This window comes from Campylobacter concisus (assembly GCF_050447445.1).
GTDB classification, from domain to species: Bacteria; Campylobacterota; Campylobacteria; order Campylobacterales; family Campylobacteraceae; genus Campylobacter_A; species Campylobacter_A concisus_BI.
The window spans coordinates 1,405,621-1,426,887 of the sequence record NZ_JALMFW010000001.1 but is presented as its reverse complement, the minus strand read 5'-3'; the positions used below and the strand labels follow the sequence as shown (position 1 = coordinate 1,426,887).

Sequence of the window (21,267 nt, the reverse complement as noted above, 5' to 3'; positions counted from 1 at the left end):
GTTTTTTACGAGGAGTAAAGATGAGAATAATAAATGTAAAAGATATAAGAGAAGTCGTTGCTAAGCTTTGCAAACAGGCCTGTTATGTCGTGACGCCAGATTTAAAAGCTGCTTTTACAAAGGCTCAAAGTAGTGAAAGCTCGTCACTAGGCAAAGACATTTTGGGCAAAATTTTACAAAATGCTAAGCTTGCGGAAGAGGGCGTTGCACCTATCTGCCAAGATACCGGTATGACGGTTGTTTTTGTGCAGATCGGCCAAGATGTGCATATTGAGGGTGGGTATATTGAAGATGCGATAAATGAGGGCATTGCGGAAGGCTACATTGAAGGCTATCTAAGAAAGTCAGTCGTTGCTGAACCACTTTTTGAAAGAAAAAATACTACAAACAACACTCCAGCTGTCATTCACACTAGGATCGTACCAGGAGATAAACTAAAGATAAAAGTAGCTCCAAAAGGTTTTGGTAGTGAGAATAAATCAGTTTTAAAAATGCTTGTGCCAGCTGATGGTATAGAGGGTGTAAAAAAAGTCTTTTTGGAGGCTGTAAAATACGCTGGACCAAATGCCTGTCCTCCACTAACAATAGGCGTTGGCATAGGCGGTACAATGGATAAGGCAGCACTTTTGGCAAAAGAAGCAGCAGTTCGTTCAGTCGATAGTAAAAATTCTGATCCAAGATATGCCAAATTAGAAGACGAGTTACTAGAGCTTGCTTGTAAAACTGGTGTTGGTCCTCAAGGACTTGGTGGTGACACCACTGCTGTTAAAGTAAATGTCGAGTGGTATCCAACCCACATAGCAGGTCTTCCTGTTGCTATAAATATCAACTGCCATGCTGCACGCCACGCAGATGCCGAGCTTTAAGGAGAAAAAATGTCAGAAGTAAAAAGAATAACAGCACCATTTGATAAAGAGGTGGTAAAAAGCCTAAAAGCGGGAGATAATGTCCTGATATCAGGCACTATCATAGCAGCTCGTGACGCTGCACATAAGGCGCTTACTGAAACATTGGCACGTGGTGAGAAGCTACCAGTTGAGCTAAAGGGCGAGACTATCTACTACGTCGGACCAACTCCAGCTAAACCAAATCAAGCTATTGGAGCAGCAGGCCCAACAACAAGCGGTAGAATGGATAAATACACCCCAACTATGATAAATGAAGTTGGTATAAATGGTATGATTGGTAAAGGCTACAGGAGTGACGCAGTAGTCGAGGCTATGAAAAAATCATGCTGTGTTTATATGGTTGCTATCGGTGGTATCGGAGCGCTCATTAGCCAAAGTATCAAAAAATATGAAGTGTTAGCTTATCCAGAGCTAGGACCAGAGGCAGTTGCTAGGCTTACAGTTGAGGACTTCCCAGCAATAGTAGCCATTGACTGCGAAGGTAATAACTTCTATGAAGTTGGCCAAGCACCTTACAAAAAGATCTAAATTTATTCCGCTAGCAAGCAAGCTAGCGGGCTTTAATAATATCCAAGACACATCGTTTCAGTTAATTTTATGCGTTTTTCAAATGGAGCAGGTGAGAAAAATTTACACTTTTCAATGTAAATTCTATAAGAATAGCTAAGATTAAAATCATCATAAAATTTCTTCAAGTCTATAAATTTGATACCGCAAATCTCATGAAATTTAAAGAGCTCATAGATCTTAGAGCCATTTTTTGCTACAAGATGAGAAGGGGCAAGCGAGGTAAAAGAGCAAAATACGCCTGTTGGAATAAGGCCATTTAAAGGCGTACAGGTTTTTATAGTGTTTTGAAATTTGACTGGAATGCTATTTTTTCTAAGAAAAACTATTCTTGAGTTTTCAAATTTAGCACTTATGACGTTTTTCCAAAAAAGATAAGCATTTGATGAGATGCCAGCATTTTTAGCCAACTCAGTACCGAGCACATAATCATCTAAAAACTCATTTGGTGCGAGTATATTTTGCATCTTCATCCTTTTGAAATTTTGTCCATTATAGCTTTTAGAGACTAAAAATTTAGAAAATTTATAGTAGGATTTTAAAAAATTTCAAAAGGAGAAAATATGAAAAAACAAATCTCAACAAAAAATGCTCCACAAGCGATTGGACCATATTCTCAAGCTATTAGCGCAAATGGATTTTTATTTATCTCAGGTCAGCTTGGTGTCACACCAGCGGGTGAGTTTGCAAGTAGTAGTGTAGAAGCTCAAGCTGAGCAATCGCTTGAAAATTTAAAAAATATCTTGGCTGAGGCAGGGCTTACTTTTGATAATACTGTAAAGACTACAATATTTCTAGCAGATATGGGAGATTTTGCTAAAGTAAATACTGTGTATGCTAATTTTTTTAAAGAGCCTTATCCTGCTAGAAGTACAGTAGCCGTTAAGACCTTGCCAAAAGACGCGCTTGTAGAAATAGAGCTTATCGCGGCTTATTAATAGATATTGTGTAAAAGTTCACATAATTTAATGCTTAATTATAATGGAGAGCAAAAACTCTCCAAATTTATACTTCAAAAACTAAACCCTTAAACCTATAATAAAAATACATACTTTAAAATTTTTAAGCGCCTAACAATTTTTTCTAAAATTCCCTAAATATTTCAACTATCTTTAAGTATTGCTCGTATATAATTCCAGCTCACGAAACAAGAAACCACCTTTAACTTCATTGGTTAATAAAGCCTTTTCTTTTTATCGTTGTTCTTTTAACTTACAATTGTTAAACTATTAGTCAATCTTTGAAATCTAAACAAGTGATCGATTGAGCCAGTCTATTATTTTATAATTTATAATAGATTTAGACAAACTAATAAATGAAACTAAAAGTTTTTTTGATTAAAAACTTCATAATAAAATCCTATCAAATAAATTTTGCTAGGTAATTAATATGGAGAGTTTGATCCTGGCTCAGAGTGAACGCTGGCGGCGTGCCTAATACATGCAAGTCGAACGGACAAGTAAGAGCTTGCTCTTATGAGTTAGTGGCGCACGGGTGAGTAATATATAGCTAATCTGCCCTACACTAGAGGACAACAGTTGGAAACGGCTGCTAATACTCTATACTCCTATCTTACATAAGTTAGATAGGGAAAGTTTTTCGGTGTAGGATGAGGCTATATTGTATCAGCTAGTTGGTGAGGTAATGGCTCACCAAGGCTATGACGCATAACTGGTCTGAGAGGATGATCAGTCACACTGGAACTGAGACACGGTCCAGACTCCTACGGGAGGCAGCAGTAGGGAATATTGCTCAATGGGGGAAACCCTGAAGCAGCAACGCCGCGTGGAGGATGACACTTTTCGGAGCGTAAACTCCTTTTGTTAGGGAAGAATAATGACGGTACCTAACGAATAAGCACCGGCTAACTCCGTGCCAGCAGCCGCGGTAATACGGAGGGTGCAAGCGTTACTCGGAATCACTGGGCGTAAAGGACGCGTAGGCGGATTATCAAGTCTCTTGTGAAATCCTATGGCTTAACCATAGAACTGCTTGGGAAACTGGTAATCTAGAGTGAGGGAGAGGCAGATGGAATTGGTGGTGTAGGGGTAAAATCCGTAGAGATCACCAGGAATACCCATTGCGAAGGCGATCTGCTGGAACTCAACTGACGCTAATGCGTGAAAGCGTGGGGAGCAAACAGGATTAGATACCCTGGTAGTCCACGCCCTAAACGATGTATACTAGTTGTTGCTAAGCTAGTCTTGGCAGTAATGCACCTAACGGATTAAGTATACCGCCTGGGGAGTACGGTCGCAAGATTAAAACTCAAAGGAATAGACGGGGACCCGCACAAGCGGTGGAGCATGTGGTTTAATTCGAAGATACGCGAAGAACCTTACCCGGACTTGATATCTAACAAATCATCTAGAGATAGAAGAGTGTCTGCTTGCAGAAATGTTAAGACAGGTGCTGCACGGCTGTCGTCAGCTCGTGTCGTGAGATGTTGGGTTAAGTCCCGCAACGAGCGCAACCCACGTCATTAGTTGCTAACAGTTCGGCTGAGCACTCTAATGAGACTGCCTTCGTAAGGAGGAGGAAGGTGTGGACGACGTCAAGTCATCATGGCCCTTATGTCCGGGGCGACACACGTGCTACAATGGCATACACAATGAGAAGCAATATCGCGAGATGGAGCAAATCTATAAAATATGTCCCAGTTCGGATTGGAGTCTGCAACTCGACTCCATGAAGCCGGAATCGCTAGTAATCGTAGATCAGCCATGCTACGGTGAATACGTTCCCGGGTCTTGTACTCACCGCCCGTCACACCATGGGAGTTGATTTCACTCGAAGCCGGAATACTAAATTAGTTACCGTCCACAGTGGAATCAGCGACTGGGGTGAAGTCGTAACAAGGTAACCGTAGGAGAACCTGCGGTTGGATCACCTCCTTTCTAGAGTACATATAGATATTCTCTCACAAGATATTTATAAGAAAGATATTCTCAATCATCCTTGTTTAGTTTTGAAAGATTGATAGACCTATAGGGGCCTATAGCTCAGCTGGTTAGAGTGCACCCCTGATAAGGGTGAGGTCACAAGTTCAAGTCTTGTTAGGCCCACCAGAGAATTTAATTGGGGAATTAGCTCAGCTGGGAGAGCGCCTGCTTTGCACGCAGGAGGTCAGCGGTTCGATCCCGCTATTCTCCACCATAAAATAGTTTAACTATATTAAATTAAGTCTAATTAGAGAGCTTAAAAATTTAAACTTTCTAATTAGACTTTTGTCTAAATGTTCTTTTAATTAATATTGTTAATAGTCACAAGCAAGTTTTAAAAACAATTTTACAGGACTTGTTAAAGATTTAAATTTCTATCATCTTTGCATTTAATGCAAAAGTTTGACATCACAATCTATTTAGGATTTAAAACTTATCTAAATAGTAGTCAATGCTTTCCGTCTTGAGAGCTAGAATTTAAATATAGTAACATAAAGTTATCTTTAACAAGGAAGTGATGCGAATTAGAATAATCTAATATAGAAAAGGTAAGCTACAAAGAGCAAGTGGTGGATGCCTTGGCTAGTAGAGGCGATGAAAGACGTGCCAGGCTGCGATAAGTCTCGGGGAGCCGTCAAGGGGCTTTGATCCGGGAATTTCTGAATGGGGCAACCCAACTAATAGAGATATTAGTTACCGTATAACGGAGCGAACGAGGGGAATTGAAACATCTTAGTACCCTCAGGAAAAGAAATCAAAAGAGATTACGCTAGTAGCGGCGAGCGAACGCGTAAGAGGGCAAACCGTTAGTTTACTAACGGGGTTGTAGGACTGCAATATAGACTAAACTTAGCTAATAGAATAATCTGGAAAGATTAAGCATAGAGGGTGATACTCCCGTATATGAAAGCTTTGTTTTACTTAGCAGTATCCTGAGTAGGGCGGAACACGTGATATTCTGTCTGAAGCTGGGTAGACCACTATCCAACCCTAAATACTACTACTAGACCGATAGTGCACAAGTACCGTGAGGGAAAGGTGAAAAGAACTGAGGTGATCAGAGTGAAATAGAACCTGAAACCATTTGCTTACAATCATTCAGAGCCCTATGATTTATCAGGGTGATGGACTGCCTTTTGCATAATGAGCCTGCGAGTTGTGATGTCTGGCGAGGTTAAGGAAACCCGGAGCCGTAGCGAAAGCGAGTCTTAATAGGGCGTTTAGTCAGACGTTGCAGACCCGAAACGATGTGATCTATCCATGAGCAGGTTGAAACCGGTGTAAGAGCCGGTGGAGGACCGAACCCGCTAGCGTTGAAAAGCTATGGGATGACTTGTGGATAGGGGTGAAAGGCCAATCAAACATCGTGATAGCTGGTTCTCTCCGAAATATATTTAGGTATAGCGTCATGTAGTAACACTAGGGGGTAGAGCACTGAATGGGCTAGGGCATACACCAATGTACCAAACCCTATCAAACTCCGAATACCTAGTGTGTAATCATGGCAGTCAGGCGGCGAGTGATAAAATCCGTCGTCGAGAGGGGAACAACCCAGACTAACAGCTAAGGTCCCTAAATCTCATTTAAGTGGAAAACGATGTGGAGTTACTTAAACAACCAGGAGGTTGGCTTAGAAGCAGCCATCCTTTAAAGAAAGCGTAATAGCTCACTGGTCTAGTGATTCTGCGCGGAAAATATAACGGGGCTAAAATGAGTACCGAAGCTTTAGACTTAGTTTTACTAAGTGGTAGGAGAGCGTTGTATTTGCGTTGAAGGTGTACCGGTAAGGAGTGCTGGAGCGAATACAAGTGAGCATGCAGGCATGAGTAGCGATAATTGGGGTGAGAATCCCCAACGCCGTAAACCCAAGGTTTCCTACGCGATGCTCGTCATCGTAGGGTTAGCCGGGTCCTAAGCAAAGTCCGAAAGGGGTATGCGATGGAAAATTGGTTAATATTCCAATGCCAACTATAATGTGCGATGGAAGGACGCTTAGAGTTAAGCAAGCTAGCGGATGGTAGTGCTAGTCGAAAGGTGTAGGTTAAGATCCAGGCAAATCCGGATCTTTTTAAGCCGAGACCCCATAGGCGTTTGAAGTTCTTCGGAATGGATAGCGAATTGCCGATACTGTCGAGCCAAGAAAAGTTTCTAAGTTTAGTTATAGTTGCCCGTACCGTAAACCGACACAGGTGGGTGGGATGAGTATTCTAAGGCGCGTGGAAGAACTCTCTTCAAGGAACTCTGCAAAATAGCACCGTATCTTCGGTATAAGGTGTGCCTAACTTTGTTAAGGATTTACTCCGTAAGCATTGAAGGTTACAACAAAGAGTCCCTCCCGACTGTTTACCAAAAACACAGCACTCTGCTAACTCGTAAGAGGATGTATAGGGTGTGACGCCTGCCCGGTGCTCGAAGGTTAATTGATGACGTTAGCTCTGCGAAGCGTTTGATCGAAGCCCGAGTAAACGGCGGCCGTAACTATAACGGTCCTAAGGTAGCGAAATTCCTTGTCGATTAAATATCGACCTGCATGAATGGCGTAACGAGATGGGAGCTGTCTCGAAGAGGGATCCAGTGAAATTGTAGTGGAGGTGAAAATTCCTCCTACCCGCGGCAAGACGGAAAGACCCCGTGGACCTTTACTACAGCTTGACACTGCTATTGGGATAAAAATGTGCAGGATAGGTGGGAGGCTTTGATCCATAGACGCCAGTTTATGGTGAGCCGTTGTTGAGATACCACTCTTTTTTATTCTGATAGCTAACTAGCTTGAGTTATCCTCAAGTAGGACAATGTCTGGTGGGTAGTTTGACTGGGGCGGTCGCCTCCCAAAATGTAACGGAGGCTTACAAAGGTTGGCTCAGAACGGTTGGAAATCGTTCGTAGAGTATAAAGGCATAAGCCAGCTTAACTGCAAGACATACACGTCAAGCAGAGACGAAAGTCGGTCTTAGTGATCCGGTGGTTCTGTGTGGAAGGGCCATCGCTCAAAGGATAAAAGGTACCCCGGGGATAACAGGCTGATCTCCCCCAAGAGCTCACATCGACGGGGAGGTTTGGCACCTCGATGTCGGCTCATCGCATCCTGGGGCTGGAGCAGGTCCCAAGGGTATGGCTGTTCGCCATTTAAAGCGGTACGCGAGCTGGGTTCAGAACGTCGTGAGACAGTTCGGTCCCTATCTGCCGTGGGCGTAAGAAGATTGAGGAGAGTTGACCCTAGTACGAGAGGACCGGGTCGAACCAACCACTGGTGTACGAGTTGTTCTGCCAAGAGCACCGCTCGGTAGCTATGTTGGGATGTGATAACTGCTGAAAGCATCTAAGCAGGAAGCCAACTCCAAGATGAATCTTCTTTTAAGAGCTCATATAGACTATGTGTTTGATAGGCTGGGTGTGTAATGGATGAAAGTCCTTTAGCTGACCAGTACTAATAGCTCGTCTGCTTATCTTTTAATAAGCATCACTTCCTTGTTAAGGATAAAAACTTAATAAGATATGTTTTTATAAAACTTTGTTTATGACTTTTAACTTTATCAAGTAGTGTTAAATAAGAGATTTATCTGATATATCTTTTATTTAACACTGCCCGTGACTATACAGACGAGGAAACGCCTTGCTCCATCTCGAACCAAGAAGCTAAGCTCGTCCTGGCTGATGATACTCTCCCTTACTGGGATGTTGGAAAAGTAGGTCGTTGCGGGCTTTGTTGATTTTTAATATTCTTTATCTAAACAATCATCTTTTAATATTATTTCTTAATTTATAACAAAATATCAAATCTAAAATTTATTTATATTTTTAAATAATTAGACTTTTTATCTTTATATTTATAAATATCTTTTAGTTTATGCTTTTATACGAGTGTTGACTAAAAACACCAAATATGATAGACTCCAAACCCAAATTTACCCAAAAAGGACAAAAATGAAAAAGATTATATTCTCACTATTAGTAGCAGCTTCTACATTACTAGCAGCCATAAATTTAAACACCGCCACAAAAGAAGAGTTAATGAGTTTAGATGGTATAGGATCTTCAAAGGCAGATGCAATAATAGAGTATAGAAAAGCAAACAAATTTAACTCAATAGAAGATATAAAAAATGTAAATGGTATAGGCGATAAGACATTTGAAAATTTAAAATCAGATATATCAGTATCAGGCACTACAAAGATAGACACCACAAAATCAAAAATAAAATCTAAAAAAGATGAGATAAAAGAAAAGGTAAGTAAAAAGAGTAATGAATTAAAAGAGAAAAAAGATAGTGCTAAAGATGATAGTATAAAAGAGATAAAAGATAAGAAAGAAAAGCTAAAAGATAAAGCACAAAAGAGTAAAGCTAAAAAAGAGAAAAGCAAAGAGTAATAAATCTAGAAATTTATAAAAATTCTTACATAAAGTATATAAAAATAGTTAGGAGCGCATAGCGTTCCTAATAAAAATAGATTGGTTTTTATATATCTGCCCACTTTTTAATTCTATAACTTAATCTGCTTACTTTTTAAATTTTATAAATTAATAAGCTCATCTAATAGATCTTGTAAAGTAATACTTCTTAGTTCACTTTCTAAGGCTTCTTGTGCTTTTAGGAAGTGACCAGTTAAAAGTCCCTCGATCTTGCCACCAAGCGGGCAAGCTTTAGGTGAGTCAGAGTGGATCTTAAAAAGTTTTTCTTTATCATTTACCGCGTTAAAAATTTGAAGGAGGGTTATGTGTTGGGGGAGTATTGCTGGCTTGAGACGCGGTGTTTGTTGGGTTTGGGGTGTTTAGGCATCAAATAGTTATGTCAAGCATATGATGTTCGCTAGGCACTATTTCCTCATTATCTGCTATATCGTCCAAATTTTCTTCGTCACTATCTCTTGAATTTTGTTTTTCGCTCTCAAACTCACTTGCCTCTTCTTCATTTTTTTGGCGTTCATGTTCCTTTTCGGGGTCTATTTTATAAGACTCTTCCATCGGACGCACCTCTTTGATCTCTTCACTTTGTTGCGAGGCAAGCTCAGCTGCCATTAAAGACTGCATATCAAATCTAGCTTGTTGATTTGCATGCACTTGCGATACTACTGGGGCATTTTGATTTATAAAGTTACTATTTCCTAAAGGTGTTACAGCCATTTTTAGCCTTTATTTATGATGATAGTTTTATAGTTCGTGTAAGTAACATTTGCGCCGTTTTCACGTTTTAAATTTTCACGCTTAGTGTAGTCTACCTCGTACCTGCCAGCTCCATTTACACTAAATTCCACGCAGAATTTAGCTGCCATTTCTAGCACATCTTCAGGCACCCTACTCTTGTTTGTCTTGATGATGACATGGGCGCTTGGGCTATCCTTTAGATGTAACCATATATCGTCTTTTTTGGCAAGGTCAAGCAAATTTATATTGCCTTTTTCGTTTCTACCAACTAGTATTTTAAACTCTCTAACATAAAAAATTTCAGCATTTTCGCTCACATCTTTTATATGACGCTCTCTTTGTTTTGCCTTGTTTTTTGGGCTTAAAATTTCAAGCTCATAGAGGCTGTTTGCCTCTTTTAAAAGCGACTTTAAGCCTTCAAAAAACTCTATTTTTTCTTTTAAATTTCTCTTTTCTATATCTACACCAATGGCTTTTGCACGAAATTTTTTTGATCTTGTGTAAAACTCATTTGCACTATTTTTTGGTGTGTCGCCAAGAGTTAGTTTTATCGGCTTGCCATCAAAATCTTTTAGACAAATTTCCCTCTCATAGTCCTTAAAATTTCCCAGATTTGCAAGCAAAAGTGATCCTAAATTCGCAGCTTCTTCACTCTTTCTCATCAGCTCATCTTTGTCTTCAAGTGAGTTTAAAATTTCGCTCATGCTATCTATCTTTTTTTGTACGCTTGCAAGCTTCGCCTCTTTTAAGCTAGCTATCCTTGACTCATTTACTTTGGCCGCTTCGCTCTTAAAAAACGCCTCAAAGTCAATTATGGGCTCGCACGGTTTTTCTTTGATGGTGATAGCTGGAAGCTCTCTTAAAACTTCGCCAGTTTCTATTTTGCGGTAGCTATTATCGATATGTCTTAACGCCTCGATTATTACGTTATTTTCATCAGTTATTACAGCATTTGTAAAACGCCCAGTAAATTCAAGATAGAGGATAAAATTTTCACTTTTATATGAGCCACTTTGCGTGCAGATAAATTTTAAAATTCTATTATCTTTTAAGCACTCAACGCTTTTTATATGTGAGGCGTTAAAGCGTTTTTTTAGCACATTATCAAAAGGCGCTTGATAAATTTTTGCCTCTTTTTGTTCATCGTCTTTATAAATTGCAGAGTTTGATTTGTTTAGGTCAAAGATAATCTTCTCGCCATTAAATTCGATTAAAATAGCCATATCGTTAATGCGTTTTGCTTGGTTTATCTTTGTAAAATTTGACAAATAACTTGCTATTTGAACTAAATGTGCGTACTTCATGTGAGGATTATATCAGAAATGTTGCAAAAATGTTTTAATAAAAGCTTTATCACTAGCTATGATAAAAATAGTAAAAATCTATTTTCTGATCTATGTTTAATTTTTCCAAATGTTTTATTTGTAATGTTACTAAAATATAAATTTTTCGTAAATTTTTTCATAAAAATTTAAATTTTGTTTATATATAATGATAACCGTTTTTATAATATTAAAATTTTAAGGAAAAATAAATGAATAAATTTCGCATTAGTGCGGTGCTTTGTTTTGCTATTTCTGCTTTAAATGCTGCTGATGTAAGCTTAGATGGCATCAGTGTTGAAGATAGCGCAGATGACGGATACCGAGCCAAAACCAGCGAAATAGGCAAAACGAATACGCCTATCTTAGAGATCCCGCAGACGGTAAACGTCGTGACGCAACAACAGCTAAAAGATAAAAAACCCGAGACTCTAGCCGAGAGCCTTCAAAACGTGAGCGGCGTTAGCTACGGAAACACTACGGGCGGTATCTTTGACTCGATCATTAAGCGAGGCTTTGGCGGCGGACGCGACGGCTCGATCATGCGAAACGGCGTGCCATCTAGCGTCATGCATAGCTTTAACAAAACCGTAGAAAGCGTCGAGGTGCTAAAAGGCCCCGCTAGCCTACTCTACGGCGCGCAAGAGCCCGGCGGCATAATAAATATGGTCACTAAAAAGCCAAAATACGACTTCTCAAACGAAATTTGGGCCGGTATCGGCAACCGCAACTACTGGAGCGCAGGCTTTGACGCCACGGGACCGATCGCGGATAGCGGCTTTGCGTATAGATTTATATTCGACACGATGCAAAAAGACTACTGGAGGGAGTTTGGCGAATATAAAAACGTCCTCTTTGCGCCATCTCTTTCTTATAAAGGCGATGATTACCGCATAAATTTAGCCTATACGCACACGCGCTCGACCGATCCGATCGACCGCGGTATGTATCTCATTCCAAGCACGGGCAAGCTACTGCCGATAGATAAGAAAAGACGCCTTGACGAGCCGTTTAATAAACTAAAAACCAGACTCGACACCGTGGACGTAAATTTTGAAAAAAATATCGGCGAGGACTGGCTACTGCGCGGCGCTTATGCGTATTCGCGCTCCAAGCACGAATACGGTCACATCAGGCTAATGAACGTAAATTTAAACACCGGCGTTGCGGCTAGACGAAACGAGGCGTACGAAGGATTTATCCACCGCACGCACGCGGGGTCGTTAAATTTAAACGGTTACGTGCAAACGGGCGAGATAGAGCACAACTTGCTATTTGGTATCGACGCAAAGGAGTACTACCGCTATAGACCCGGTGCGCTAAACAGCTACAGCTCCGGCACGACGCACAGAAACTTCCCGATAAATATCTACAGTCCAGTCTACGGCACGGTTGCCTATCCGTCCGACCGAGCCTCCGGTATCCAGTACCAAAAGCTAAAAACTATCGGATTTTACGCACAAGATAGCATAAATTTAACTGAAAACTTAATCTACTCTTTAGGAACTAGGTATGAATACTACAACCAAGTAGCTCGCGGCACAACTAGTGGACCAAATAGCACAGATCAGCAAGATGGCAAATTTACGTGGCAAACTGGGCTTTTATATCTACTAACGCCTCAGTGGTCGGTCTATACCAACTACGCACAAAGTTTCAATCCGCAAATGGCTATGAAAGGCGATATCGGCGATATAAAGCCAGAAGAGGGCAAAAGTATAGAGTTTGGATCTAAATTCCAAAACGATAGCATAACGGCTAGTGCGGCGGTTTTTAATATCAATAAGAAAAACATCATGCGTACCGTAAGTGGCGTGAGTACGCCAGTGGGCGAGGCGCGCTCTAGAGGATTTGAGTTTGACTTTAACGGCCGCGTGACGCAGGGACTAAGCGTGGGCGCTAGCTACGCATTCACAAAGACTGAGGTGCGCAAGGATAGCGGCGCGTTTGCCGTGCTAGTGGGCAAACCGCTAGAAGCAACGCCTAAGCATCAAGCCAGCTTGTTTGCTAACTACGACTTTAGCCACTTAGGAGCAAAAGGCCTAAGGATCGGCGGCGGAGCAAGGTATTTTGGCTCATGGTACACCTACTACATGAGGATGAATCTACCGGCCGTGCCAGCAGGAACAGCATTTAAGATGGATAGTGCGGTTGTCTATGATGCTTTCATCAGCTACGATACCAAGATCGCGGGCTATGAGACAAATTTTGCCTTTAATGTTAAAAACTTGACCGACAAGCTTTATTATACGTCCTCGTCAACCGGTACGGATGCTAATATCATACCGATACAACCAGGTTATGCTCGTCAGTTTATGCTAACAGCTAGCGTTAAATTCTAAATTTACTAGGCCTTTTGGCTTAGTAAATTTTCTTTAAATTTAGCAATTTTCGTTAAAATCGCCTCAAAATTTAAAGGAAATTTATGAAACAAACTATCACCGAGAAAATATTTTCAGATCACGTTGGCAAAGAGGTAAGCGCAGGAGAGATCATCGAAAGCAAGATTGACATGATCATAGGCAACGACATCACGACGCCTATCTCGATCAAGCAGTTTGAGCGAAGTGGCGCTAAAAAGCTAGCCAACCCAGACGGCTTCGCCATCGTTATGGATCACTACATCCCGACAAAAGATATCTTAAGCGCCAACCAAGCCAAAATTTCACGTGAATTTGCCTACAAACACGACCTTAAAAACTATTTTGATGAAAAAGATATGGGCATCGAGCATGCACTTTTGCCTGAAAAGGGGCTAGTCATCCCAGGTGACGTCATCATCGGCGCAGACAGCCACACCTGTACACACGGCGCTCTTGGAGCGTTTAGCACCGGCATGGGCAGTACCGACCTAGCTTATGCTATGATCACTGGCAAAAACTGGTTTAAAGTGCCTGAGAGCATCAAGGTCATCTTTAAAGGCAAGCTTGATAGACACGTCTATGGCAAGGATCTTATCCTTGAGATCATCCGTCAAATAGGCGTTGATGGCGCACTTTACAAGGCGCTTGAGTTTAGCGGCGAGGTGATAGATAGCCTTAGCATGGATGATAGATTTTCAATGTGCAACATGGCGATCGAAGCTGGCGCAAAGAGCGGTATCATCGCGGTTGATGAGATCACAAAAGAGTTTTTAAAAGATAAAAATTTACGTGATAAACCAAAATTTTTCTACTCAGACGAGGGCGCAAAATACGACAAAATTTTAGAGATCGATGTCACAAATCTTGATCCAGTCATCGCATATCCATTTTTGCCAAGCAACGGCAAGAGCGTAAGACAGGCGGTTCGCGACGATCTAACTATCGATCAAGCATTTATCGGCTCATGCACAAATGGCCGTCTAAGCGACCTACGCATCGCAGCACAAATCCTAAAAGGCAAAAAAGTAGCTCGCAAAACAAGGCTCATAATCACTCCAGCGACGCAAAAGATCGCAAGAGCTGCTGAAAAAGAGGGACTTATCGACATTTTCATAGAAGCAGGAGCGGTTGTGAGCAACCCAACATGTGGTGCTTGTCTTGGCGGATATATGGGCATTTTAGGTGCAAATGAGCGCTGCATCTCAACGACAAATAGAAATTTCGTCGGCCGTATGGGGGATAGGACGAGTGAAATTTATCTGGCTAACTCGGCTGTTGTGGCGGCTTCAGCCATAGCAGGTAAAATCGCCGATCCAAGGGACTTATAAAAAATAATATGGATAGTTTGATATCTGACTTATTGAAAATTGTACTTGGTGCAGTCCTAACAATGTGTGCGCAATGGGTGTACGCTAATCTAAACACGAAAAAAGAGAAAAATAAACTCAGGCGACAAAAGCTAGAGGAAGCGTTTATTATAGTTGGGGATATTTTAGGGGGGAATACATTACAAAGTAGCTTTATTAATAAATCCAAATTTAAATATAGAAAATCCAAAATTTGAAATTGGTAAATTACACTCGCTTATCAGTTTTTACGCACCAGAACTGCAAGAGGACTATAAGGATTTTATGTCTACATATCAAGAATTCGGTCCGCTTATCCTAAACAAATTTAGAACTTTAGATAGTGATGACAAAAGGATAGAGGCAACAACTGAGGAGCTAGTGCAAATGATCTTTTCGCTAAGCTCAAAAGGCAATATAATCAAAGAAAAATTGACTAAAATAGCGCAAACACTATAATAGATTAGCTGTTGTGGCGACGCAAATAACTTTTTTATTGCAGTGCTAGCCATAACAACTAAATCAGCGCATTAAAATGCTGTTATTGTAGCCAAAAGACCAAAGATTATACCTGGGAAGTTTGCGGCAGAAAGTGGATAGTCTTTTTTAGCTTTTAATAGGCCGTAACTTGTCCAGATCGTGCAGTTTAGTGCGGCTGCCAGTGGCTGTATAAAAGGCGTCTTGTTGCCGTCAAGGTTGCCCATTATTTGTGGGATGTATGAAAAGTACATAACAACTGATAGGCAAGTGCCGATCCAGCCTTAAAATTTGTAGATTTTTTCGCTCATTGCTTCTCCTTGAATAAAAGCGCCATTATGTCTTTTTTAATCATAGCAAGCAAATGGATAAAATAGCCATGATTTTTACTGCGATTAAGATGGTTTTAGTAAAATTGAGCATTTTAAAAGGATAAAAATGCCAGATATAGTATATGACAAAGCAAAATGGCATTGGGGTGCGAAAGATGCGCCGAGTGATATACCGCATGAAAACGGTGCGACACACATTGCATTTTTCTTTCGCTGGTGCATGGAACACAAATTTTATTCAAAGGAATTTGCGGCAGATTTTGCGGACGATATAGCACAGATGGACGAAAATTTTAACTATCGTCAGTATCTTTTTGACGCTATGGACGGCGTACTTGGAAGTGCGGAGCTAAATACTGTTGGTAAAGCCTTTGCAAAAGCTTACTATACGACTGATCGGACAAAATTCGCCAAAATGTATGGTTGGTATTTGCAGGATTATACGGATTTTGTTTCGCAAAAATTTGGTGAAAAATACTTTGATAACGCCTATTTTTATATAGAAAACTCACAAGAAAACTATGCCTTAATCAAAGCTATCATTGATCGTCGCTACGAAGAATTTTTAACAATGAATAGGGTAAAGCAGGCTTAAAATTTCACAAGTAGCATAAACAAAAATAAGTTTTTATCACATATTTTTGGTAGATCAAAGCCGCTTTTAGCTAAATTTATCCTCATAACTTTCTTAAGGGAAAATATGCAAACTTGCGTGATTTTAGCAGGTGGCAAAAGCTCGCGTATGGGGCAAGATAAGACACTTTTGCCATTTGGTGGTTTTAAGACGCTTACTCATTATGAGGTTGCGAAATTTAGCAAAGTTTTTGGTGAAGTTTATGTAAGCTCAAAATTTGAGAAATTTAGCCCGCCACTAAAGCTTATAAAAGATGAAAATAGCAATAACTATTCGCCAATGCTCGCACTTTACTCCATTCTTAAAAATTTTGATCATAGTGTTTTTGTGATACCAGCTGATATGCCATTTTTTGATCTTAAAAGTTTGGAGGAGCTTGCTAAATTTAAAGATGAATTTGACATGGTTGTGGCCAGTGATAATGAGCACATTCACTCGCTTTGTGGTTTTTTTAGTCCAAGGCTTGCCACTTTGGCTCATGAGTTTTATTTAAAAAATGAGCATAAAATCGGACTTTTGAGAAAAAGCTGTAAATGCAAAGTCGTAAATTTTAAAGATAGTGAGCAGTTTTTTAACGTTAATTTCCCTGACGAATACGAAATGGCAAAGAAAATCCAAGAAAAGAAGATAGATGATGAGTAAAATTTTATTGTTTTTAAGCCTTGGCCTTAGTTTTTTGATGGCAGGTGGGCTAGATGATTTTAAAAGGGCACAAGAGCTGGAGCAAAACGGCGATATAAAGGCTGCGATGCAAATTTATAAAGAGCTAGCCAAAAGCTCTTTGAATGAGCAAAACGTTGTGCAAAATGTGCAAGCAAGCGAACCAGCGCTAAGAGAGGCGAAGCTAAAGCAAGCTGATCTTTTAAGAGAAGATAAAAGTGGTAAAAATTTACAAAATGCACTTGGTATTGAGCTTTATAAATTTAACTACATTTTGCCAGTAACTTATGCTAAAAATGTGCCAAACGATGAGCGAAAAAGCGTTGAAACTAAGTTTCAAATAAGCCTTGCAAAGCCGTTATTTTATGACCTGTTTGGACTTAGAGAGAGCCTTGTGGCGGCCTACACACAGACATCTTGGTGGCAGATAACAAGAACTTCAGCGCCATTTCGTGAGACGAACTATCAGCCAGAAATTTTTCTAAATTTTGCTTCGCCAAAATATTTGGATCAAATAGGTATAAAAAACCTAAAATTTGGACTTTTGCATGAGTCAAACGGACGAGATGGTAGCAATTCAAGAAGCTGGAATAGAGCTTATGTGCAAAGTGATTTTGTTTTTGGTAAGCTTAGCATTTCACCAAGAGCTTGGATGGTAGTGGGCAATAAGGGTGACAATAAAGATATATTAAAATACATCGGGCATGGCGATGTAAGGCTTAGCTACAACCTTAATAATTACATTTTTAGCCTAATGCTAAGAAATAACTTACATTTTGATAAAACAAATAAAGGTGCTGCTGAAATTTCATATATGTTTCCTATCTTCTCAACAGGAGTTTATGGCTATCTGCAGTATTTTACTGGATATGGCGAGAGTTTGATTGATTATAATAGGCATACTGATAAATTTGGTCTTGGTTTTGTTATTTTAAAATAAGATAAAAATTTTGAACTTATAAAATGGCTAAATTTAGGCAAATAGTCATAAATTTACTCAAATATGTCAAAAAATTTTAATTAATCAAAAAACTTAAAAATATTAGAAAAAATACAAGCAAATTTTGCTAAAATCTTAAGCAAAATCTCAGAGCAAAGGAGTTTTTATGAGCGGAATCTCACTAATTGTCTGTTTTGTTGTAGCCATCATACTTATGATCGTTATGATCTCTAAGCTAAAAGTGCATCCATTTTTGGCACTTATGAGCATATCTTTAGTTCTTGCGATCGTCGCAGGCATCGATCTATCCAAGATCCCAGCGATGATAGGTGTCGGCTTTAGTGGCACATTTAAGAGTATTGGTATCGTTATTATCTTTGGGACGATCATCGGCACTGTGCTTGAAAAAACTGGAGCTGCTTTAAAGCTAGCTGACATGGTCGTAAAGCTAGTCGGACAAAAGCGTCCAGAGCTTGCCATGCTTATAATGGGCTGGGTTGTCGGCATTCCGGTATTTTGCGATAGCGGTTTTGTCGTTTTAAACTCTATCCGTGAAGCACTTTATAAGAAAATTTCAGCAAGCCCAGTCGCGATGTCAGTCGCTCTAAGTGGCGGCCTATACGCATCTCACGTCTTTATCCCGCCAACTCCTGGCCCAATAGCAGCCGCAGGAACACTTGGTCTTGGCGGAAATTTACTCCTTGTCATCATCATGGGATCAGTCGTTTCAGTGCCTGTGTTGATAGCTGTTTATTTCTTTTCAAAGAGTGTTGGCAAAAGCGTGACTATCAGCGACAAAGATGCTGACGCTACTATCACAGCTAGCTACGAAGAGCTTTTAAAGAAATTTGGCACGCTACCTAGTGGATTTTTGAGCCTTGCTCCTATCATCATGCCTATCATTTTTATGGCGATTGGTTCTATTGTCGATGTTTTAGCAAAACAAGGCATGTTTGATAAAACGGCTCTCTTGCCAAAGATACTTTTATTTTTAGGAAACCCTATCATTGCTCTTGCAATCGGCGTGATCTTTTGCGTGTTTTTATTAGTTGAAGCCAGAAAGATAAGAGAATTTGACCACATTACAAACGAATCTTTAAAGATCGCTGGACCGATACTCTTTATCACAGCAGCTGGCGGTGTTTTGGGTAATGTCATCACTGAGGCTGGCTTTGTAAATTTCATAAAAGAAAACGCAACCACCATAAAAGCGATAGGAATTTTCTTCCCATTCATCATATCAGCCGTACTAAAAACCGCTCAAGGAAGCTCGACTGTAGCTATCATCACGACAGCATCTATCATGGGCGCATTTAGTGCTGATAACTCACTCATGCATACACTTGGCTTTACGAGTGAGCTTTCAGCCGCGCTTTGTGTCATGGCGATAGCATCAGGTGCTATGTGTGTATCTCACGCAAACGACAGCTACTTCTGGGTTGTGACAAATTTTAGCAAGATGAGCGCAGAACAAGGATATCGCACGCAAACTGCTATGACGTTTATAATGGGTATCGTTGGTATAATTAGCGTTTACATATTATCTTTGGTGCTTTTATGAGAATTTTAGTTGCGATTGATTCATTAAAAGGCTCGCTTAGCTCGCTTGAAGCGGGCCTTGCTGTAAAAGAAGGACTAGAAGAGATTGGCTGTGAGGTTGTTGTCAAGCCTATCGCAGATGGTGGCGAGGGTAGTGTAGAGGCGATGGCTGATGCACTTGGTGCAAAATTTATAGATACGATAGTTAAAAATCCACTTGGAATTGAAATTTTAGCTAGATATGCACTAAAAGATGACCTTGCAATACTTGAAATGTCAAGCGCTTCTGGTCTTACACTAATAAATCCGGACGAGAGAAATCCACTAAAAACTAGCACATTTGGCTTTGGTCAGATGATAAAAGATGCCATTGCTAAAGGTGCTAGAAAATTTATCATTGGCATAGGTGGAAGTGCGACAAATGACGCTGGCACAGGCATGCTAAGCGCACTTGGCTTTAAATTTTATGATAAAAATGGTGCTTTGCTTGAAGGAAAAGGCGAAAATTTAGCCAAAATTTATGAGTTTACAGATGAAGAGGCGCTAAAAGAGCTAAAGGATTGCGAATTTTTAATCGCCTGCGATGTAGACAATCCTCTTTATGGCATGAATGGAGCAGCCCACGTTTATGCTCCTCAAAAGGGTGCAAATGGCCGTATGGTAAAAGAGCTTGATGATGGGCTAAAACACTTTGCAGCTCTTGTAAAGGAAAAGACTAATAGTAAATTTCACACACAAAAAGGTGCTGGTGCCGCTGGTGGACTTGGTTTTGCATTCGTGGCATTTTTAGGAGCGAAACTTCGCCCAGGCATCGAGATCATCACACAAACTATTGCCCTTGAAGATGAAATAAAAAAGGCCGATCTAGTAATCACTGGAGAAGGTCGTATGGACTTTCAAAGCTCAATGGGCAAGACACCAACTGGAGTTGCAAAACTAGCAAAAAAGTATCATAAGCCAGTGATCGCATTTGCTGGAAGCGTGCAAAAATGTGCCAAAGATTGCCACAAAAATGGGATTGATGCCTATTTTTGTATATTAAATGAGCCAGTGAGTCTTGAAGAAGCGATGAGAAAAGATGTCGCGATTAGAAATTTAAAGATGACAGCAGAGCAAGTCATTCGCCTTTATATGCTAAACTACAAAGCATAAATTTAAGAAGATAGAAGTTTATTTTCTATCTTTTTTCCACTTCTTTCTAAATTTTACTATCCAAATTCTATGTTTTAAGTGCTACAAAAATTCTCAAAATTTAATACATTTTGTAAAAATATAAAATAAACTTTAGAAAAAATATTTACTATGTTAAAATAAGGAAAAATTCTAAAAAGAAAGGAGAATTTTATGCAACAGACCTTAAATTCTCGTCGCAGCTTTATTGCAGCTGCAGGATTATTTTTTGCTACGACCGCACTAAAGGCTGCACCAAAGGACTTTAGCGATAGTAATGTTCGCTACGGCATGGCGATAGATTTAACAAGATGTGTTGGATGTCAGTCATGTACTATGAGCTGTATGCTAGAAAACGACGTTCAGCCAGGTGCTTTTAGAACCATTGTTTCCGAGTACGAGGCAAGAGATAAGAGCGGTAAAATGGCAGTCATTGCGTCACTTCCAAGACTTTGCAACCATTGCAACAATCCAGCCTGTATTAGTGTTTGTCCAACTGGTGCTAGCCATCAAAGAAGTAATGGCATAGTAAAGATTGATACAAAAGAGTGCATAGGCTGTGCGCTTTGCGTAGAGGCCTGTCCATATCACGCAAGATATCTTAGTCTGCATACCTATAAGGCCGATAAATGCACCTTTTGCGACCACAGACTAAGAGCAGGGCTTCAGCCAGCATGTGTAGAGAGTTGTGTGGGCGGTAGCCGTATAATAGGCGATCTTAATGATCCTAACTCAAATATTAGAAAATTTCTAGCCACACATGAGACTATGGTTATAGATAGCCCTAAAAATACAAATCCACAGGTGTTCTACCACGGTGTTAGTGAAATTTTGGCTAAAAACAATAAAAAACTCGAGCTTGATAATGGATATAAAAAGGTTATCAGCTGGAGCGAAGAGATAGCACAGTAAAAGGAAATAAGTA

At 40.1% G+C, this 21,267-nt stretch carries 18 protein-coding genes, 2 tRNA genes and 3 rRNA genes; 18 read left to right on the top strand and 5 right to left on the bottom strand.

Going from position 1 to position 21,267, the window contains the following annotated elements:
• The first annotated feature begins 20 nt into the window (after positions 1-20).
• A complete protein-coding gene (locus MTT30_RS07360) occupies positions 21-866 on the top strand; it encodes a fumarate hydratase (RefSeq protein WP_084109802.1) in 846 nt (281 codons plus the stop codon).
• A gap of 9 nt (positions 867-875) precedes the next feature.
• Entirely contained in the window at positions 876-1,436 is a 561-nt protein-coding gene (locus tag MTT30_RS07355; RefSeq protein ID WP_084109801.1) for a Fe-S-containing hydro-lyase, read from the top strand.
• A 32-nt stretch (positions 1,437-1,468) separates the two neighbouring features.
• Here MTT30_RS07355 and MTT30_RS07350 read toward each other — a convergent pair whose 3' ends face one another.
• Positions 1,469-1,942, bottom strand: coding sequence for a cysteine permease (locus MTT30_RS07350; RefSeq protein ID WP_103600629.1), 474 nt, complete (start codon positions 1,940-1,942; stop codon positions 1,469-1,471).
• 96 nt (positions 1,943-2,038) lie between these two features.
• Between MTT30_RS07350 and MTT30_RS07345 the strand changes: the two genes are divergently transcribed.
• From MTT30_RS07345 to MTT30_RS07315, 7 genes are all read left to right on the top strand, one after another.
• Complete coding sequence (locus tag MTT30_RS07345) at positions 2,039-2,413, top strand: RidA family protein (protein ID WP_429801509.1); 375 nt, start codon at positions 2,039-2,041, stop codon at positions 2,411-2,413.
• A 448-nt stretch (positions 2,414-2,861) separates the two neighbouring features.
• Positions 2,862-4,372, top strand: a 16S ribosomal RNA gene (locus MTT30_RS07340).
• Between the two features lie 94 nt (positions 4,373-4,466).
• A tRNA-Ile gene (locus MTT30_RS07335) sits at positions 4,467-4,543 on the top strand.
• A gap of 12 nt (positions 4,544-4,555) precedes the next feature.
• Positions 4,556-4,631: transfer RNA gene (locus MTT30_RS07330), tRNA-Ala, on the top strand.
• A gap of 332 nt (positions 4,632-4,963) precedes the next feature.
• Positions 4,964-7,868, top strand: a 23S ribosomal RNA gene (locus MTT30_RS07325).
• A gap of 133 nt (positions 7,869-8,001) precedes the next feature.
• Positions 8,002-8,120, top strand: a 5S ribosomal RNA gene (rrf, locus tag MTT30_RS07320).
• The 16S, 23S and 5S rRNA genes sit together here with 2 tRNA genes alongside, the layout of an rRNA operon.
• Before the next feature lie 221 nt (positions 8,121-8,341).
• On the top strand, positions 8,342-8,785 hold the full coding sequence (locus MTT30_RS07315; RefSeq protein WP_429801070.1) for a ComEA family DNA-binding protein: 444 nt from the start codon (positions 8,342-8,344) through the stop codon (positions 8,783-8,785).
• A gap of 143 nt (positions 8,786-8,928) precedes the next feature.
• Here the strand turns inward: MTT30_RS07315 and MTT30_RS07310 are convergent, their stop codons facing one another.
• From MTT30_RS07310 to MTT30_RS07300, 3 genes are all read right to left on the bottom strand, one after another.
• A complete protein-coding gene (locus MTT30_RS07310) occupies positions 8,929-9,132 on the bottom strand; it encodes an Rrf2 family transcriptional regulator (RefSeq protein ID WP_429801823.1) in 204 nt (67 codons plus the stop codon).
• A 61-nt stretch (positions 9,133-9,193) separates the two neighbouring features.
• Positions 9,194-9,538, bottom strand: coding sequence for a hypothetical protein (locus MTT30_RS07305; RefSeq protein WP_087577910.1), 345 nt, complete (start codon positions 9,536-9,538; stop codon positions 9,194-9,196).
• Positions 9,539-9,540: 2 nt separating this feature from the next.
• Positions 9,541-10,863, bottom strand: coding sequence for an NFACT RNA binding domain-containing protein (locus MTT30_RS07300; RefSeq protein ID WP_429801508.1), 1,323 nt, complete (start codon positions 10,861-10,863; stop codon positions 9,541-9,543).
• Between the two features lie 230 nt (positions 10,864-11,093).
• Here MTT30_RS07300 and MTT30_RS07295 point away from each other — a divergent pair, with 230 nt between their 5' ends.
• The 3 genes from MTT30_RS07295 to MTT30_RS07285 all read left to right on the top strand — a co-directional run bounded on the left by MTT30_RS07295 (position 11,094) and on the right by MTT30_RS07285 (position 15,049).
• The gene (locus MTT30_RS07295) at positions 11,094-13,223 is read left to right on the top strand and encodes a TonB-dependent siderophore receptor (RefSeq protein WP_429801507.1); all 2,130 of its coding nucleotides are present in this window, start codon (positions 11,094-11,096) and stop codon (positions 13,221-13,223) included.
• An 83-nt stretch (positions 13,224-13,306) separates the two neighbouring features.
• Complete coding sequence (leuC, locus tag MTT30_RS07290) at positions 13,307-14,572, top strand: 3-isopropylmalate dehydratase large subunit (RefSeq protein ID WP_429801506.1); 1,266 nt, start codon at positions 13,307-13,309, stop codon at positions 14,570-14,572.
• A 303-nt stretch (positions 14,573-14,875) separates the two neighbouring features.
• Positions 14,876-15,049: a hypothetical protein gene (locus MTT30_RS07285; protein ID WP_429801505.1), complete on the top strand. Its 174-nt coding sequence runs from the start codon at positions 14,876-14,878 to the stop codon at positions 15,047-15,049.
• Positions 15,050-15,120: 71 nt separating this feature from the next.
• Here the strand turns inward: MTT30_RS07285 and MTT30_RS07280 are convergent, their stop codons facing one another.
• A complete protein-coding gene (locus MTT30_RS07280; RefSeq protein ID WP_054197234.1) occupies positions 15,121-15,321 on the bottom strand; it encodes a SemiSWEET family transporter in 201 nt (66 codons plus the stop codon).
• Positions 15,322-15,505: 184 nt separating this feature from the next.
• On the opposite strand from MTT30_RS07280, the gene MTT30_RS07275 reads away from it, so the two are divergent.
• The 6 genes from MTT30_RS07275 (at position 15,506) to MTT30_RS07250 (ending at position 21,254) form a co-directional block, all read left to right on the top strand.
• Positions 15,506-15,994 carry a hypothetical protein gene (locus tag MTT30_RS07275; protein ID WP_429801504.1) on the top strand — a complete coding sequence of 163 codons (489 nt, stop codon included), beginning with the start codon at positions 15,506-15,508 and terminating at the stop codon, positions 15,992-15,994.
• Positions 15,995-16,099: 105 nt separating this feature from the next.
• Positions 16,100-16,675: a molybdenum cofactor guanylyltransferase gene (locus tag MTT30_RS07270; RefSeq protein WP_103640437.1), complete on the top strand. Its 576-nt coding sequence runs from the start codon at positions 16,100-16,102 to the stop codon at positions 16,673-16,675.
• Positions 16,665-17,633, top strand: coding sequence for a phospholipase A (locus MTT30_RS07265; RefSeq protein WP_429801503.1), 969 nt, complete (start codon positions 16,665-16,667; stop codon positions 17,631-17,633). Before MTT30_RS07270 ends, MTT30_RS07265 begins: the two co-directional genes overlap by 11 nt.
• Before the next feature lie 166 nt (positions 17,634-17,799).
• Positions 17,800-19,194 (top strand): GntP family permease, encoded by a 1,395-nt coding sequence (locus tag MTT30_RS07260; protein ID WP_429801502.1) that lies wholly within the window; start codon positions 17,800-17,802, stop codon positions 19,192-19,194.
• Positions 19,191-20,324: a glycerate kinase family protein gene (locus MTT30_RS07255; RefSeq protein ID WP_429801501.1), complete on the top strand. Its 1,134-nt coding sequence runs from the start codon at positions 19,191-19,193 to the stop codon at positions 20,322-20,324. Before MTT30_RS07260 ends, MTT30_RS07255 begins: the two co-directional genes overlap by 4 nt.
• Positions 20,325-20,516: 192 nt before the next feature.
• Complete coding sequence (locus MTT30_RS07250; RefSeq protein ID WP_429801500.1) at positions 20,517-21,254, top strand: 4Fe-4S dicluster domain-containing protein; 738 nt, start codon at positions 20,517-20,519, stop codon at positions 21,252-21,254.
• Positions 21,255-21,267: the final 13 nt, after the last annotated feature.